Annotated in this window: 13 protein-coding genes; 6 read left to right on the plus strand and 7 right to left on the minus strand. The window is 66.0% G+C overall.

Annotated features, from left to right (window positions below; translation table 11 throughout):
* Nucleotides 1-73: 73 nt before the first annotated feature.
* Nucleotides 74-1,810 carry a DEAD/DEAH box helicase gene (locus OHA34_RS21170; protein ID WP_329518664.1) on the plus strand — a complete coding sequence of 579 codons (1,737 nt, stop codon included), beginning with the start codon at nucleotides 74-76 and terminating at the stop codon, nucleotides 1,808-1,810.
* A 28-nt stretch (nucleotides 1,811-1,838) separates the two neighbouring features.
* Nucleotides 1,839-2,633 (plus strand): protein NO VEIN domain-containing protein, encoded by a 795-nt coding sequence (locus OHA34_RS21175; protein WP_329518665.1) that lies wholly within the window; start codon nucleotides 1,839-1,841, stop codon nucleotides 2,631-2,633.
* A 15-nt stretch (nucleotides 2,634-2,648) separates the two neighbouring features.
* Here OHA34_RS21175 and OHA34_RS21180 read toward each other — a convergent pair whose 3' ends face one another.
* Genes OHA34_RS21180 through OHA34_RS38555 form a run of 3 tightly spaced genes read right to left on the minus strand, consistent with a single transcriptional unit; the run spans nucleotide 2,649 to nucleotide 3,781 of the window.
* Nucleotides 2,649-3,113 carry a very short patch repair endonuclease gene (locus tag OHA34_RS21180; RefSeq protein ID WP_329518666.1) on the minus strand — a complete coding sequence of 155 codons (465 nt, stop codon included), beginning with the start codon at nucleotides 3,111-3,113 and terminating at the stop codon, nucleotides 2,649-2,651.
* A 3-nt stretch (nucleotides 3,114-3,116) separates the two neighbouring features.
* Nucleotides 3,117-3,404, minus strand: coding sequence for a DUF6881 domain-containing protein (locus OHA34_RS21185; RefSeq protein WP_329518667.1), 288 nt, complete (start codon nucleotides 3,402-3,404; stop codon nucleotides 3,117-3,119).
* The gene (locus OHA34_RS38555) at nucleotides 3,389-3,781 is read right to left on the minus strand and encodes an HYD1 signature containing ADP-ribosyltransferase family protein (RefSeq protein WP_443029585.1); all 393 of its coding nucleotides are present in this window, start codon (nucleotides 3,779-3,781) and stop codon (nucleotides 3,389-3,391) included. Before OHA34_RS38555 ends, OHA34_RS21185 begins: the two co-directional genes overlap by 16 nt.
* Before the next feature lie 315 nt (nucleotides 3,782-4,096).
* Here OHA34_RS38555 and OHA34_RS21190 point away from each other — a divergent pair, with 315 nt between their 5' ends.
* Nucleotides 4,097-4,945 (plus strand): hypothetical protein, encoded by an 849-nt coding sequence (locus tag OHA34_RS21190; protein ID WP_329518668.1) that lies wholly within the window; start codon nucleotides 4,097-4,099, stop codon nucleotides 4,943-4,945.
* A 218-nt stretch (nucleotides 4,946-5,163) separates the two neighbouring features.
* Here OHA34_RS21190 and OHA34_RS21195 read toward each other — a convergent pair whose 3' ends face one another.
* Nucleotides 5,164-5,628, minus strand: a complete 465-nt coding sequence (locus OHA34_RS21195) for a hypothetical protein (RefSeq protein ID WP_329518669.1) — start codon at nucleotides 5,626-5,628, stop codon at nucleotides 5,164-5,166.
* A 377-nt stretch (nucleotides 5,629-6,005) separates the two neighbouring features.
* Between OHA34_RS21195 and OHA34_RS21200 the strand changes: the two genes are divergently transcribed.
* The 3 genes from OHA34_RS21200 to OHA34_RS21210 all read left to right on the plus strand — a co-directional run bounded on the left by OHA34_RS21200 (nucleotide 6,006) and on the right by OHA34_RS21210 (nucleotide 10,012).
* Nucleotides 6,006-6,869, plus strand: coding sequence for an NgoMIV family type II restriction endonuclease (locus OHA34_RS21200; RefSeq protein WP_329518670.1), 864 nt, complete (start codon nucleotides 6,006-6,008; stop codon nucleotides 6,867-6,869).
* 94 nt (nucleotides 6,870-6,963) lie between these two features.
* Entirely contained in the window at nucleotides 6,964-8,940 is a 1,977-nt protein-coding gene (locus OHA34_RS21205; RefSeq protein ID WP_329518671.1) for a hypothetical protein, read from the plus strand.
* 289 nt (nucleotides 8,941-9,229) lie between these two features.
* On the plus strand, nucleotides 9,230-10,012 hold the full coding sequence (locus OHA34_RS21210) for a transposase family protein (protein WP_329518672.1): 783 nt from the start codon (nucleotides 9,230-9,232) through the stop codon (nucleotides 10,010-10,012).
* 825 nt (nucleotides 10,013-10,837) lie between these two features.
* Here the strand turns inward: OHA34_RS21210 and OHA34_RS21215 are convergent.
* The 3 genes from OHA34_RS21215 to OHA34_RS21225 form a co-directional block, all read right to left on the minus strand.
* Nucleotides 10,838-11,524: a hypothetical protein gene (locus OHA34_RS21215; RefSeq protein WP_329518673.1), complete on the minus strand. Its 687-nt coding sequence runs from the start codon at nucleotides 11,522-11,524 to the stop codon at nucleotides 10,838-10,840.
* A 130-nt stretch (nucleotides 11,525-11,654) separates the two neighbouring features.
* Complete coding sequence (locus tag OHA34_RS21220; RefSeq protein ID WP_329518674.1) at nucleotides 11,655-13,997, minus strand: ABC transporter permease; 2,343 nt, start codon at nucleotides 13,995-13,997, stop codon at nucleotides 11,655-11,657.
* A 145-nt stretch (nucleotides 13,998-14,142) separates the two neighbouring features.
* A complete protein-coding gene (locus tag OHA34_RS21225) occupies nucleotides 14,143-14,889 on the minus strand; it encodes an ABC transporter ATP-binding protein (protein WP_285939978.1) in 747 nt (248 codons plus the stop codon).
* Nucleotides 14,890-14,944 lie beyond the last annotated feature (55 nt).

Below are 14,944 nucleotides of genomic sequence, written 5' to 3' on the forward strand. Positions count from 1 at the left end.
GAGCCTCGAGATCGGCTTCGGGGACGATGCGGTCACAGCCCGGTTCAATGCGCGCAAGGACCGCGCGGCAGACTTGCGGCGGCTGGCTCTGCGGTTCCAGAGCGGCGTCCAGCGCACCCCCACCATCCTCGACGTCGAGCTCGACGACCTGCTCAGCAACCTCCGCGCTCTCCAGGCTTGGCCAGAGCCCAAGACCGTGCGCTGGGACCCGCTGCTGGCCAACCTCGTCCGGGACTCCTCCGCTGACGCGCGGACCGTTGGCCAACGGCTCGCCCCAGCAGCACCGGCCGGTACCGAGCCCGCGCCTGAGGACCTCGAGGACCTCCTCGGCTCGGGCTGGACAGGCGACCTCGCTTCTTTCCAACGCCGCGACATCGTCAAGCTCCTGTCTCTGCGCCACGGCGCGAACTTCTCCGTCCCCGGAGCCGGCAAGACCCGCGTCAGCTTGGCCGTCTTCCAGGCCCTGCGCCAGCGGGGCGACATCGAGCGACTGCTGATCGTCGGACCCAAGTCCGCCTACGAGTCCTGGCTGTACGAGAACAAGGTGTGCTTCAGCCAGCCTCTGCGGATGTCGGTGTACGGCAAGGGCTCCGACAGGTCGGCCGACGCGGTGATCATCAACTACGAGCGGCTGGACGGCGCACTCGACGAGCTCAGCTCGTGGCTGTCGGCACGGCCGACCCTGCTGCTGCTGGACGAGGCCCACCGGATGAAGGCCGGTGCCCGGGGCGTCTACGGATCAGCTTGTCTGGCCCTCGGCCCGCGGGCCCGCAGACGGCTCATCCTCACTGGGACGCCAGCGCCCAACGGCGCCAAAGACCTGGAGAACCTGCTCGGGTTCGTATGGCCGGGCTACGGCCGCAAGCAGGTGATCCAGGCCGTCGGCGGGGCCGACCTCACGAAGGCGAGCCAGGTCCTCCGGCCGCTGTTCACCCGCACGACGAAGCGCGAGTTGGGGCTTCGCCCGGCCACGACGAAGGTCGTACCGGTTGAGATGCCGCCCCTGCACAACGAGATCTACGAAGCTCTCGTCGGCAGGTTCTCTGCCCGCGCCACCGGGTCGGAGGCCGACTTCCTGGCCTGGGGCAAGATCACGGTCTACCTGCTGATGGCCGCGACCAGCCCCGCGCTCCTGCACGTCGGCACCACCCGCTACGAACCGCTGGAATACCAGGTCCCGCCGCTGCAGGTGCCGAGGGGGTCCCAGCTGTCCGAACTGCTGCGGGACCTGCCGAGCTACGAGTTCTCGCCCAAGTACCGGGAGGCGCTGGCCATCGTGAACGCCAACGCCGCGCAGGGCCGCAAGACCCTGGTGTGGTCTACGTTCATCCGCAGCCTCAACACCCTCGAGCGCGTCCTGAAAGAGTTCCGGCCGGCGGTGGTCCACGGCGGCACGGAGGATCGCGAAGCGGAGATCGCGCGCTTCCGCAACGACCCCGACTGCATGGTGCTGCTGTCGAACCCGGCCACCCTCGGAGAGGGCATCAGCCTCCACCAGCACTGCCATGACGCGGTCTATGTCGACCGCGACTTCGCCGCCGGCCGCTATCTGCAGAGCATGGACCGGATCCACCGCCTCGGCCTGGCCCCCGAGACCGAGACCCGTATCACCGTCCTGGCCTCAGAGGGGACCATCGACGACATCGTGAGGCTGCGGCTGGACCAGAAGCTCGACTTCATGGGGACGGTGCTGGACGACCCGGACGTGAAGCAGCTCGCCGATCTCGATGAAGAGCCAGCCGTCGGCGGCGGCCTCGACGAGGCCGACCTCCAGGCGCTGATGGGCCACGTCCGTGCCCGTACCTCCTGACCCCGTACTGCTAGCTGCTGTCCGCTGGGTGGAGAAACTGCCCTCCAATGGCCGGGCAAGGTGCCGGTCGCTGTTCACCACCCACCCGGAGTACAGCGATATCAGCCCGACGCAGTACGACGCGGCCTACAGATGGCTAGAGGAAACCGGACTTCTGCACGACTCCGACGATGCCCTGCCGATCGGCCAGCGCGTCTTCCGCGCCGTCCTGCTGACCGGCGACGTCTACTGGTTCCGGGATGCCGACCTCCACGTCCGGGAGCCCGCTGAAGTACCCATCGATGCAGGACGGGCCGCCGCAGTGCTCGGACTCAGCGAGCTCCAGACCTACCAGGAGATCCACGTTGCGCGAGGCAAGGTCGACTCTGCAGAGCGCTCGCGGATCGGCGCCGCCGGCGAGACCGCTCTCGTAGACCTGCTCTCGTCCTCGACCACCGCGGGGATAGAGCACGTCGCCGCGCACTCCGACGGATACGGCTACGACATCGCCGTCCACGCCGGCCGGCGCAGCCTCCACATCGAAGCCAAAGCCACCACGCGCCGCAACCGCCTGACGTTCTTCCTGTCGCGCCACGAGTACGAGGTGATGCGGCACGACCCCTCCTGGCAGCTCGTCGTCCTCCAACTAACAGACCAGCTCACGATCAACGCGATCGGCTCTGTCGCCCGCACTTGGATCGAGGCCCAACTCCCCCACGACCAAAGCCCTTACGGCCGCTGGGAGACCTGCCGGATCGATGTCCCGCCCGGGCAAGCAGTCAGCGGGATCCCGCGGCTCGCGCCGCTCCTCACCCCAGGAGCCCCGGCACTACTGCGCGGGTGAGGACCCAGCGCTTCTTCACTCGGAACGGCGGGACTGGACCGCCTCACAGACCGCGCGTGCGCAGTGACCAGCCGGTTCGTGCTCCCAGAACCGCAGAACGAGCCACCCTGCTTCGGCTAGACGCTCGTCCGTGTCCCGGTCCCGCTCCATGTTGCGGCCGATCTTTCCCTGCCAGTAGTCCGGGTTGGTCTTGGGCGGCACGAAATGCTCAGGACAGCCGTGCCAGTAGCAGCCGTCGACGAAGACGGCGACCCGGGTCGGCCGGAAGACCAGGTCTGCGGTCCTGCGCATCCCGGGGAGCGGCTTGGCCGCCACCCGATAGCGGAACCCGGCGGCATGAACCAGCGACCGGAGCTTCAGCTCAGGCGACGTGTCGCGGTTGCGATTGCCCAGCATGCTGCGGCGGTTCGCGGCCGACGACGCCCACGAGCCTTCCGGGGCCTGCCAGGCCTCACCGCTGACCGCATCGCTGCCAGGCATGGATCACCCCTCCGCCGCAACTGCCCGAGTCCACATCTCCTCGAACTCCTGCTCACTGATCACGTGAGGCCGGAACCCCTCCTGGGCGGCGATCTCCGCGACCGACCCGACGGGCGCCTCCGATAGCGCGGTCCCACCAGCCTCACGGCGCTCGTCAGCGTACTGCAGGCGCCCGTCGCGGAACACCTCTACCTTGCGGACCTCGTAGCCGTCGTCGCCGACCTCGCTGTAGATGTCGACCGGCTCCTCACTGAAGTCCTGCATCCACTCGACCCTCAAGTACCAGACCACTCGTTCGCCCCCCAGCGGACGATCCTCCTGCTGAGCCCCAGCGGCTCGCGTCCGGGGAGAAGGATGATGCTTCGTTTGCAGAGGACCAAGGCGAGTCCCGCCATGTCCATCTCAACGTAGTGGGTGAAGCGCCATCCCAGCCAAGGGACACCCATGAGGCGCCGGGACAGTCGCTCAGGGGGCATCGAGCCCGGGGGGACATCGGAAAGGTACTGGCCGTCGCCATAGCGCGCGTCCTGCGGGTTCGACGCGCGCAGCGAGGGCAGCAGCACGCAACTCTCGCGGATAGCGCGCAGCCCCTGTGCGTCGGTGTAGTGCCATAGGACCGCATAAGTGCTCCGCTGATTAACCGCAGAGTCGGAGTCGTCTCGTTCCACGCAGGCAACCCGACCAGACCGCCGGCCACTCCGTCAATGCTTGCAGCCTTCTGAAATATTTCATTTAGATGATCCGCCGGTCACATCGGATCCGTTTCCAGCAACCCACCGAAACCCTTCCCCGCCGCCAGGGCTATAAAGCGGGTGAGCAGCACCGTACGGGCGCAGCGCCGGTCCCGCCCGCCCTGCAATAAAATGAAATCAGGACGACGGGCCGCAAAGCACACTCGACGGGTGGACGGAACAGGCAATTCAAGTTACTCTCCTCTGCAGACATAGACTCGTCGGCCCCTGGGACAGGAGCGCGCTTTCGGTATGGAGAAGCAGCAGCCCGCCAAACGGATACCTCCCGAGCAGACCCGCATGGTCAAGATGTTGATCACGGAGTCCGGCATCGGCCAGGATGTCATCTCGCGGGCCAGTGAGTCCGTAGCGAGGGCGCACAAGGCGCTGTGCCCCGGCCTGCCTGACCGCCTGACCGCCCCCACCATCAGCCGCATGGCGACCGGCAGCGGCTTAAAGAAGTTGAGGAGATGCAACCTCCTCCTACTCCACTTAACCATCCACTCCCTCCGGGACCCGAGAGCCGATCTAAGTGCACCGTCGCCAACTGCGGTTGGGGCGGCGAATGAATTCACTGATACCGTCCTGCTCGCCGCCGGCGGGTTACTGGACCCCAACAGCAGATTTTTCAACCTGAACGATCCACGCCATTACCGGACAGCCGATAATTTTGGCAATTACGGAATCAACCTAATCGAATACGCAATGTCGCAGGACGATGCCCCGTCATTCCGAGAACTTGCTGTGCTCCAATGGCTCTCGGGGAACACTGACGACGCGCGATACTGGAACGACCGCGCAGCCGACTCGGCATCCGCTCCACCAGAAGTCCTGAATGTCGGCTCTACCACGCAAGAGGCATTCACTGCAGGCCGACTGAACCTATACAATGGGAAGCGGGAAGTCGCCGAGATCTACCTTGCGCTCGCAGCGAACGCGGGTCACGCAGATTCCGCTTTCCTGCTGAGCGACATGTCGGAGGCTCTGCTCCAAGACAAGGAGGCTCAGCGCTGGTCCTCCGTAGCGCGGAGCAACGGGCATAGCGGGAGCGGCAAGCGGATGTCCGCTTCGCAAGGAGCCGCTGAAGGCCGCGACCAGTGAAGACCGTCTCGCGACGCGCCACTAGGACCCCAGCGGGGGCGCAGGATCGCTGCCGACCTTCCGCAGCCGACTTGGAGGAGCCGTCCCGGCGCTCTGCCCCAATGGCGCTGCGCGGGCGACCGGACGGCCTCCCACTCTTGCAGCACTGCTTCGACCTGCACGCGACCAGCGCGTGCGCACCCGACCCTCTACGCGCTCGCGAACCCCGGGGCTAGGGTTCAACAGTGCAGCAAGTCTTCCGCCCATACCCGCGGCCCGGCCTGGGTCGCGCGCCACGGCCCCGCCGTGAGGATCGCCCCTTCGGGCGGCTCGACGTCGGCGACTCGCGCGATGCGGAGCCCATGGTGCGCCGAAAAAAGTTGCACGGCCAGAACGCGCCGGAAGGCTCCGCCCGCCCGCCCAGTGATCGCCGTCCCGCCCAAGAGCACAGCTTCCGGCTTCAAACGCGCAGTCTTGCCGGCGAGTTGGTCGGCCTGCTCGACCAAGGGGACTCCGGAGTCATTCACGAACGCGACCACGCCGCCGTCCCCGAAAGTCTCAATGCCTCCGCGACGCTCCACCGCCCCCGCGCCGCTAGCCACCACGATGAGCCGCTCAGGCACCTCGTCCGCGCCCGTCGCCCCGCTTCGGACGTCAGCGCACACTCCGTCCATGATTTCGAGCAGCTGATCGCGCGTCCGCATGCCTGCAAGGCTAGGCCCTCCTCTATCTGCTCCAGAACACAACGGCGGCGAAGCGGCGACGAGATGCCCTGGCCAAGCTTAGGACAGTCCTTGCTAGCAGCCGACCAGGCGTGGATACCGCAGCATCGAATCAAGCGTGAACCAGCTGGGATCGCCGTACAGGCAGCGGAGTACGGTGTTGCCCGGCCAAGATCAGAAGATCTCGACAGGTTTCGCGCCCGCCAGACTGGGGTCGGCGTGAGGACCTCTGCTCGCGGCCGACACTGTATGTGCCCGGGGGGCAGCTTTCGGAGTGCCGCCTCCGGACGGCCCGGCCGCCAAGACCCCGCTCATTCTCCTAGAACAGCTCACGTCCTCAGGGTAGGTGCATCGATCGAATGGCAGCAGTACTGACCGAGGCCAGGAGGCGGTTCCACCAGGATCTCGTCGTCCGGCACACCCTGGCCCTGTCACCTGATCACGTCGCTTCGAATGCAGACAAGAAGCAGAGGACCAGCGTAGCCATCGCCTTGGGGATAGCGGAGGACCTCGCCGCACAGACCATCCCGAAGAAGCTGAGCGGCCAACAAGCGGGCAGGCAGTTCGAACAGGCCGTTGAAAAATTCCTGGAGAGAACCTTCCCCTTTTTCCAATCCCTTCGCCCTGGCGACTGGACCATCAGCAATGTCGGAGGCTCTCGCTCCGAATACCACATCGCCAAATACGAGCCCTATACTCATCTGGCCGATCTGGCTAGTGCCGTCGAAGAGAACCGGGCCCTCGCCGCAGTGCTGGGCAACTCGTACGAGATCAGCCCCGACATATTGGTCGTGCGGAGCCCTGAGTCTGACGAGGCGATCAACCGCGATCAAGAACTTGTAGATGCAGACTGCGGCCAGTACGCAGTCATCAGAAAGGCTAACCAGGATCGCTCTATCGTCCACGCCATGGTGTCGTGCAAATGGACGCTGCGCAGCGACCGCGCCCAGAACGCGCGCTCAGAAGCACTCAACGTGATCCGGAACCGCAAGGGCCGCACGCCGCATACCGTAGTTGTCACGGGTGAGCCGGCACCGTCGAGGCTGGCATCACTTGCACTCGGAACCGGCGACATCGACACCGTGTACCATTTCGCGCTGCCGGAGCTGATCAAGGCCGTGGACAAGACGGAGAACGACGAGGCGATCAGCATGCTGGACACCCTGGTGCGAGGGAAGCGACTCCGCGACATCACCGATCTCCCGCTGGATCTCGCTGTCTGAACGCCGAACCGAGACCTCCGCCAAGAGGGATCGATCTCAGAGCATAACTGCGAAGCCTGTTGGCTCCTTGGACCGAGAACGACACAATGGCCCCATGACCTCGCAACTTCCACTCGACGCGCTGGCACGGCTGGTCCAGGAGCCGCTCAGCCGACTCGGTTCGATTAGACGGACGCCACAGTCCACAGTCCCTGTTGCCGACGAGGGCTGGTTGGCGTCAGTGGAAGAGTTGTCGTTCGATTCATTCCTGGCGGATCTCGAGGATCGGATCAATGCGCTGCGTTCAGCCCAAGCGACGAGTCACGGCGGAGCAGTGCGTCACGCCGCTGGAGCACTGGCTGACCTCGTGACGGCGATGACCGATGATCTTTGGTGCCTTGGCGTGCTGAGGCCTGCAGCGCCGGGCTCGGTCGAAGCTCTCCGGTCCGCCCTGGTAGAACAGGCCAACCTCGTGATCAATGCGGTGGCCAACGGCGAAGCGATCGATGCAAGTTTCCCCCGAGATGAACTCGAAGGGGCGTTCCAGGGACTCGTAGAGGCGACTACCGGGCATAACGAAGATCCTTACGAAGAAGCGTTCGGCATCTCTTCCGAGGAGCTCCGCAATCCCGAAGGCCCTCCCACTGACGTCCGCATCTTGGCAGCCTTCCACCTTCGCTATGATGAACTCGAGCGCATCGTAGACGAGCTGCTTGCATTCTTCCCACACCGTCCGACCTACCTTAGAGACGCGCTCCACGCAGCTTCTGGGATCGTTGGAAGCGCAGTGCCCTTGATCGCAGTCAAGGCTGGCATCGGCGTGTACCAGCTGATCGATGAAGGTATGGGCATCGATCCCGACCGCACTGCGCGTCCGCTCCGCAACCTGAAGCTGCGTGTCGACCGAAGCGCCGCGAGCAACGCGATGATGAACGCGGTCATGCGGATGCTCCGCGAGGCGCGTTCTAAACGTGACCGCGCCAATCTGACCCTCGACGTATACAGGAAGATCATTGAGGGACAGTTGAAGCCTTGGGCAGTAGTGCTACTGGAGATGAGAGGAAGGAATGTCAGCCAGAATCCGGGGATAGCGACCTTGCGGGAACAGCTCGTTGCCGATGGTCACCCGCTTCTTGCCACGGCGGCGAAATCACTCCTGCCGCCGTCCCGTAACGCCTCAGCGCACGAGGACTACGTCTGGGATGAGTCGCTGCAAGCCCTCAGGGTCGGGGACGGTATTGTCACCCTGGCTGAGCTCAGGACGGCTTCGGCTCACGCCTACTCCTTCATGCGCGGCGCCGAATCCGGCTGGGCATGTGCACGCGCAGCTTCAGCCGAGTTGGCCGATCTACTCGACAGCGAAGACCCGCCGGCGGGCTTTAACATCCTCAACGAGCACCACGCTCTGTCACATTTCGGTGCCAACGGGCTGAGGGTGCTCGACTACTTGCACGAGGACAGGTTGTTCACTGTGCGCCTGGCCGATCTGCCTCCCAGGCTCATCAACCACTGCTGCCAGGCCATCACCTGGGCTTCGCGTCTCGTCGGTACAGTGGATCGTTTCGTAGTGACCCTGGCCGGTCGCGCAGAGCCGGTGATGGATATAGGCCGACCAGAGTTGGACGCGACCTTCGATGTGTGGTGGTACGCGCGAAGCCGATTCGACCAGATACCTCCTGCAGCCTTCTTGGGAGTCCTCACTTCAGCGCGTCTTGCGGTCGAGACACCGGCGGCCGCCGCCCGATCGGCAGCCTGGTTGGCCCTCAACGACACCATCCACGCACTCGACGAAGCACGCGAAGCCTCGTCGGGCCATCCTGCCGAAGACTCGACGCCGATCCTGGTCAGCCGTCTCTTGATCGTGGCCGGAGGTATCTACGCGGCGAGAACCGTGCTCGCGGACGACACCGTCGTTCCGCTGCTGCGCGGCGAACGCCTCGTTACGGCGATGATTGAGACCGTCAACTCAACGGACCCCCCAGCCATGCGTGCCGGTCGTCTCGATGCTCTGGAGGACACCGTCGAGCGGCTCCGATCGCGTTGGCCCACCCCAGCGACACTGCCGACTTTGGACCCGAAGCCCTTAACGTAAGTGCCGACATAAGGGACATCGATGGCCTGAGCAGAGGCCCCATGCCATGCTTGCCTGCTCCTCACTGAAACCCATTTGCAAAGAGCGCAACACCTTCCTCAACCCAGTCTTGCACATCGGTCCCGAGACCGATTTCTCAGCGCAGAGTCAGTGAGCCTTTTTCATCCTGCGGCGGGGGACCGCTGGTCACAGCATGATCGCGATGCTGTGGTTGGGGGCGTGACGTAGAGAGACCCCTGGTAGACGGGTTGATCACCACAATCACGTCGTCTGAACCAGGGGTCTCTGCGTGCTGTTCTACCGTGCCGCCCTCGATTTGTCGCGTTCAACGCTGAATTATGTCGCCGGGCTGGTCCGCCGCCGGCGGAGGGCGATCGGGTCGGGGTGGCGGCTGCTCACCCCCGGCCGCCAGGCCCTGCTCGTCCTGGCGTATCTGCGTAAGGACGAGACGTTCACCGAGATCAGTGCGGGGTTCGGGGTGTCGGCGGCGACGGCCTGGCGGTATGTGGAGGAGACCGTCATGCTGCTGTCTGCCCGCTCGCCCAAGCTCGCGCAGGCGTTGCGGAAGGCCAAGAAGGATGGCCTGACTCATCTGGTGCTGGACGGGACGCTCGTCCATACCGACCGGGTCCGGGCTGACCTGCCGTACTTCTCCGGCAAGCATCGGGTGCACGGGATGAACGTGCAGGTGATCGCGGGTCCGGACGGGACGATCGTGTGGACGTCGGGGGCGCTTCCCGGCAAGGTGCATGACCTGACCGCCGCCCGCCTGTGGGGCATCCTGCGCGAACTGGAGAGGGCCGGGATCCTCACCCTGGCCGACAAGGCCTACCAAGGAGCCGAAGCGTCGGTCGTCATCACGCCCTACAAAGGCCGCGACAAGCCCGAGTCGCAGAAACAGGCCAACCGGGCGCACGCCAAGCTCCGCGGACCGGGCGAACGCGCGAACGCACAGCTCAAGTCATGGCGGAACCTACGCCAACTGCGCTGCAGCCCTAGCAAGGCCGGCCACATCGTCAAGGCCATCGCCGTCCTTCAAAACCACCACGCCACCCACACCACCCGAGGATGAAATGGGTTCAGTGAGCAGCTCCTGGTGGGGACCGACGAAACGCCCACAGGTCAGCGTGCGGACGGTTATGACTTGATCGCGTATGCGGGCAATGCGGAGGACGTCGTGCTGATGCGCGCCTTCACTGACCCTTTTTCAACGTACGTTGAAAAAGGGTCGCGGCACCACTCACCGATCGGGAGCACCGACAGGCAAACGCGCAGTTTGTTGCGGTCGCCCAGCGATACCCCCTTACGCTAGACCAGCGGCCATGTTCGCTCGTTGCTTGCTCGGCAGCCCTGAGACGGGACAACACGGAACGGTATAGCGCGGCACGCAAACCGGCCTCGACGCGAAACGAAGCGGCACGGTCTACCCCCCAAACAGCACCACCTGGCATGGCAGTTCTGGACTTTCGATCCGCAGGGTGCCTGGGTGTCTACCGAACTCGTGGTCAAGCCCATGGGCGCGAGGTCTGGCACGGGCTCGCACCCGTGGACCTGAGGGATTGAGCTAAGAGATCACAACACATGCGTCTTTTTGGGGCAACGCGCCAATCGTGATCCCTTAAGGACCGTCGGCGGGCATTACGCTAGCCATGTGCGGTCGCCCCGCCGACGCGCGGCCCAAGCATTAGCTACTCGCAATCGCGGTGGGCGACAGCTTTAAGGTCAACGTGCGGGTGTCTAGGACCCGGGCGTCCGGTGGGCACGGGTCGGGGGCATCGCCATCCGTTGGTGCCCGGCCCCGAGCTCGAACCGGCGCGAGGCCGGTATGGCCTCGCGCCGCCGAGCTGACGACGTGGAGTTCGCCGAGAGAGACGCCCGCTGGCCGCTGGCCGGCTGGTTACGCGGGAACCGTGATCAGGTAGGGGTCGCCGATGGGGCACCATGCGGGCCATGTGCGGTCGGGGGTATTCGCCCCTCGGACACGTACCGCTCGCACATGTGGGGGCTCGGGAATCACCCGGGCCTCCACTATTTGCTTTTGAGGGTAGTACGTCATCGTGAGGCCGAGCTGCTGATGGAGATCGGCCTTGTCGGCGGGGTCAGCCTTGCTGATGACCTTCACCAGATCCCCCGTGCGTTCCATCAAGGCAGTGATCTCGTCTCTGCCGCCCTGCTTCGCTCGGGGCGTTGCCCGGATCTGCTGGTTCAACCGCTTCTGTTTCGCCTTGGTCTCGTTGATCCAGGCCGTGACCTCGGCGGGGTCGGCTCCGGCGTCTAGGGCGGCCCGGTAGGCCCCCGCAACGGCCGTGAGCTGCTCGCCAAGCAGGCCGAGCTGAACACCGTCCACAAACGCGTCCAGGCCCGCAAACTGGCCACGAGCGTGCTGAATATCTGGCCGCCAGCGGGCCGGAACAGTTGGCCGTTGACAACCCGCGGCATCACCCTCGAAAGGCTTGCCCTTTCCATTTCCGACGCCCATCGGCCGAACTGCTGCCGCAGGCTCTACCAGCAGTGATGCTTTTGCGGGCCGATGCCGATCGAGAACAGGTCGAAAACGCTGGCCGCCATGCTGGGTGCCTCTCACGCCTTTGTGTTGAGGGAAAAACGCCGAAATGCCGACCTCCCGAGGTTATCAACCGGGGGAGGTCGGCATTCTGTTCTTGCCGCGCCGTGCAGTGCCCAGCACCGCTTTTGCTGCGGCGACCGGCGGCTCCTTATTCGGTCCGCAGTGCGGTGGCGGTCCGGGAGCGTGCCGCCCAAATGGCCGGCAGCAGCGCCCCGAGCAGGGCGATCACGATCCCGCCGGCCAGCAGGGGGAGGAGCAGCCCGGCTGTGTAGGTGTGGGTCACGCTCGGCGGCAGGTGGCGGCCGATCGCGTTCCCCATCGGGGTCAGTGTCGCCTTCTCCACCGCGACCCCGATCGGTACCCCGATCAGCCCGGCGATCAGGCCGGTGAATGTCACCGAGGTCAGAACCATCGCGATGGTCTGCTTGGGTGTCATCCCGAGGGCCTTGAAGATCCCCAGGTCATGGACCCGCTCCCGGGTTTCCTGCACCACGGTGTTCAGCACTCCGAGCGCGGCGACCGCGATCAGCATCAGCGTGAGCGTGGCCACCAGGGCGCCCATGGTGATCACCACGAGGTTGTTCCCGCCCGAGCTCGGCTGGACCGAGGCGTTCAGCGGGGTCAGCGCGGCGGCGGCCGAGGTGGACCAGTCCGATCCCTTGACGTTCGAGGCCAGCTCGACGTTGAACTGGTCGATGCGCGGAGTCAGACCGGCGGCGCTGAAAGTATCCGCGTCCGTCATGACCGTGTAGTCGCCCAAATTGGTGTCGAACTCGATGCCGACGACCTTCAGTGACGTTCGCTTGTTCCGCTGCATCACGGTGACGTCGTCACCGACGTGGATCCCCACCGTCGTGGCCAGCTTGTCGCCGACGACGGCCTCGCCGGGCGCCGAGTACCAGCGGCCCGATAGCAGCTCCAGGTTCGTCCAGGAGAAGTCGCCGCTGACCGTGAACACCTTCGGCGTTTCGCCGCCGGTCGGCGCGCCGACCATGGTCGCGCCGCTGTCGCCCCAGCCGAACGCGGCCTTCGTGCCCGGGGTCTTGGCGAGCGCGGCGGCCACCTTGGGGGCGTCCAGGTACTGGTGGCGCGGGTCGTTGGGGCCGTAGAGACCCCAGGGCTTGCCTACGTCGGCTGTGGGTATCACGTACGCCGGCGCGTGGTTGAAGCCTGAGGTGGTGGCTTGCAGGTACTTGCTGAACCCGACCTCCAGCCCCACCGCGAAGGTGAGGGTCACCGCGCCGAGCAGCACCGCCGCCCCGACCAGTACGGCCCGGCCCGGCTTCGCGAAGGGCTGTGCCAGTCCCAGCGACATGGCCCGGGGCAGCGGCAGCCGCGAGGCCAGACGTTGCGCCGTCCGACCGCGCCCGGCCTTGGGGGCGCGGCCGACCAGCAGGGCCTGGACCGCCGGCATGCGGCCGGCCCGCAGTGCCGGGATCGAAGCCGTGACGCCGACGACCAGCAGGGTGCCCAGCGCCACCACGGCGCTGACCCACAACGGAATCGTGGCACTGGCCGCGCCGAACTGCTTGGTGGCCTCGTCCAGGATCGGCACGGCCAGGAGGTTGCCGAAGACCGTGCCGAGCACCACGCCGAGTGTCGCTGGGATCATGGCCTGGGCGGTGTAGGCGCGGACCACCTGCGAGGGGGTGAAGCCCAACGACTTCAGAATCCCGATGCGCCGGATTCCCGCGGCCACGGCCCCGCTGACCACGATCGAGATGATCAGCACCGCCAGGATCAGCCCGAAGATCCCGAAGGCGACCAGGAACGGCACGTAGGCCTTGGCGTTGCCGGTCACCTGCCATTCCGCGGTCAGGTACGACTGTCCGGCCTCGACCGTGCCGGGTGGCGCGGCGGCGGCCACCGCCCGCTTGTCGGTGGCGATGTCGGCGTTGGTCCCGGCCTTGGCGAACCGGTAAAGCATCTGCTTGTCGGATTTGGCCCCGGCGGCGGTGAGCCGCGCGAAGCCGTCGGCGGTGGCGAAGGCGGTCGCGCTGTTGGTCACCGAGTCGGCGAAGCCGACGACCTTGAACGACGGCTTGCCCGGCAGGGAGGAGAACACCACCGAACTGCCGAAGCAGTCGATGGCGTAGTGCTGCCACGGCAGTGCGATCTCGCCTGGGCCGGTCGGCCAGCGCCCCCGGGTCAGCGCCAACTGGTCCATCCCGGAGGTGCTCCCCAGGTCGGGCCGGGTGGTGACGGTGATCGGACCGTTGTCGTGACCGGCCCAAGCCTTCTTGGGGCAGTCGGTTCCGACGGTCGTGTCCAGGGCGGCGGCGATCGGGTACGGACCGCCCGCCTCGGTGACGCCGGAGGCATGCGCGGTGGCGGCGGCCCGCGCGGCCGTGACCTTCGAGCCGTCGAACTGGACCGCCAGGTGCGCCCCGTTCCGAGCACTGAAAGCGTGCTCGAACGGGGCCTGCACGACGGTCAGCAGGCCGAGGGAGAGTACTGATGACGTCACCGCGGCGAACGTTGTCAGGGCCATGACGAGGGACTGGACCCGACGCCGTCCCACGCCGGAGCGTACGACCTTGCCTAGGGCACTCACCGGCTCACCACCAGCGGCAGGCGGGCCATGGCGTGGAATCCGACCTCGGAGAGGCGCCGGGGCAGCGGAGGCTTGCGCAGCGTCATTCGACCGCTCCCGCCGGACGGGTCAGCGACGAGTAGGCGGCCAGGCCGGCACCCCTGTCGCTGTTGACGACGTCCCGCTCGACCGCACCGTCCACCAACTCGATCGTGCGACGCGCGGTGCTCGCGGCCAGCTGCACGTCGTGGGTCACCAGCAGGATGGTCTGACCCTCGCTGTTCAGGTCCAGTAGCAGTTGGCGCACGTCGGCGGCCGAGCTCGAGTCGAGCGCGCCGGTGGGCTCGTCGGCCAGCAGCAGCGCCGGCTTGTTCATCAGGGCCCTGGCCACCGCCACCCGCTGCCGCTGACCACCCGACAGCCGCTGCGGATAGGCCTTGGCATGCCGCTCGATGCCCAGCGAGCCGAGCAGCTCGACGGCCCGGCGCTTCGCTTCGCCCTTGCCCATCCCGGCCAGCTGCGCCGGGACCATGACGTTGTCCAAGACGGTCAGATCGTCGAGGAGGTTGAAGAACTGGAAGACCATGCCGATGGACTCCCGGCGGTACTTCGCCGAACCGGCCTCACCGAGCCGGTCGACGCGCGTGCCGTTGACCGTCACGGTGCCGCTGGAGGGCCTGTCCAGACCGGCGATCAGGTTCAGCAGGGTGGACTTGCCGCTGCCGGAATGGCCGAGGATCGCCACGCAATCACCGGGCACCACGGACAAGGTCACACCGGCCAGCGCGGGTGGGCCGTCGTCGTATTTCTTTGTCGTATCGACAAGATCGATCAAGGGTGCATTCGTCATGGCCCTGAACCTAAGAACGGAACGCTGTCCGTCGCGTCGGCCGGGGGATGTCACC

This window comes from Spirillospora sp. NBC_01491 (assembly GCF_036227065.1).
Taxonomy (GTDB): Bacteria; Actinomycetota; Actinomycetes; order Streptosporangiales; family Streptosporangiaceae; genus Spirillospora; species Spirillospora xylanilytica.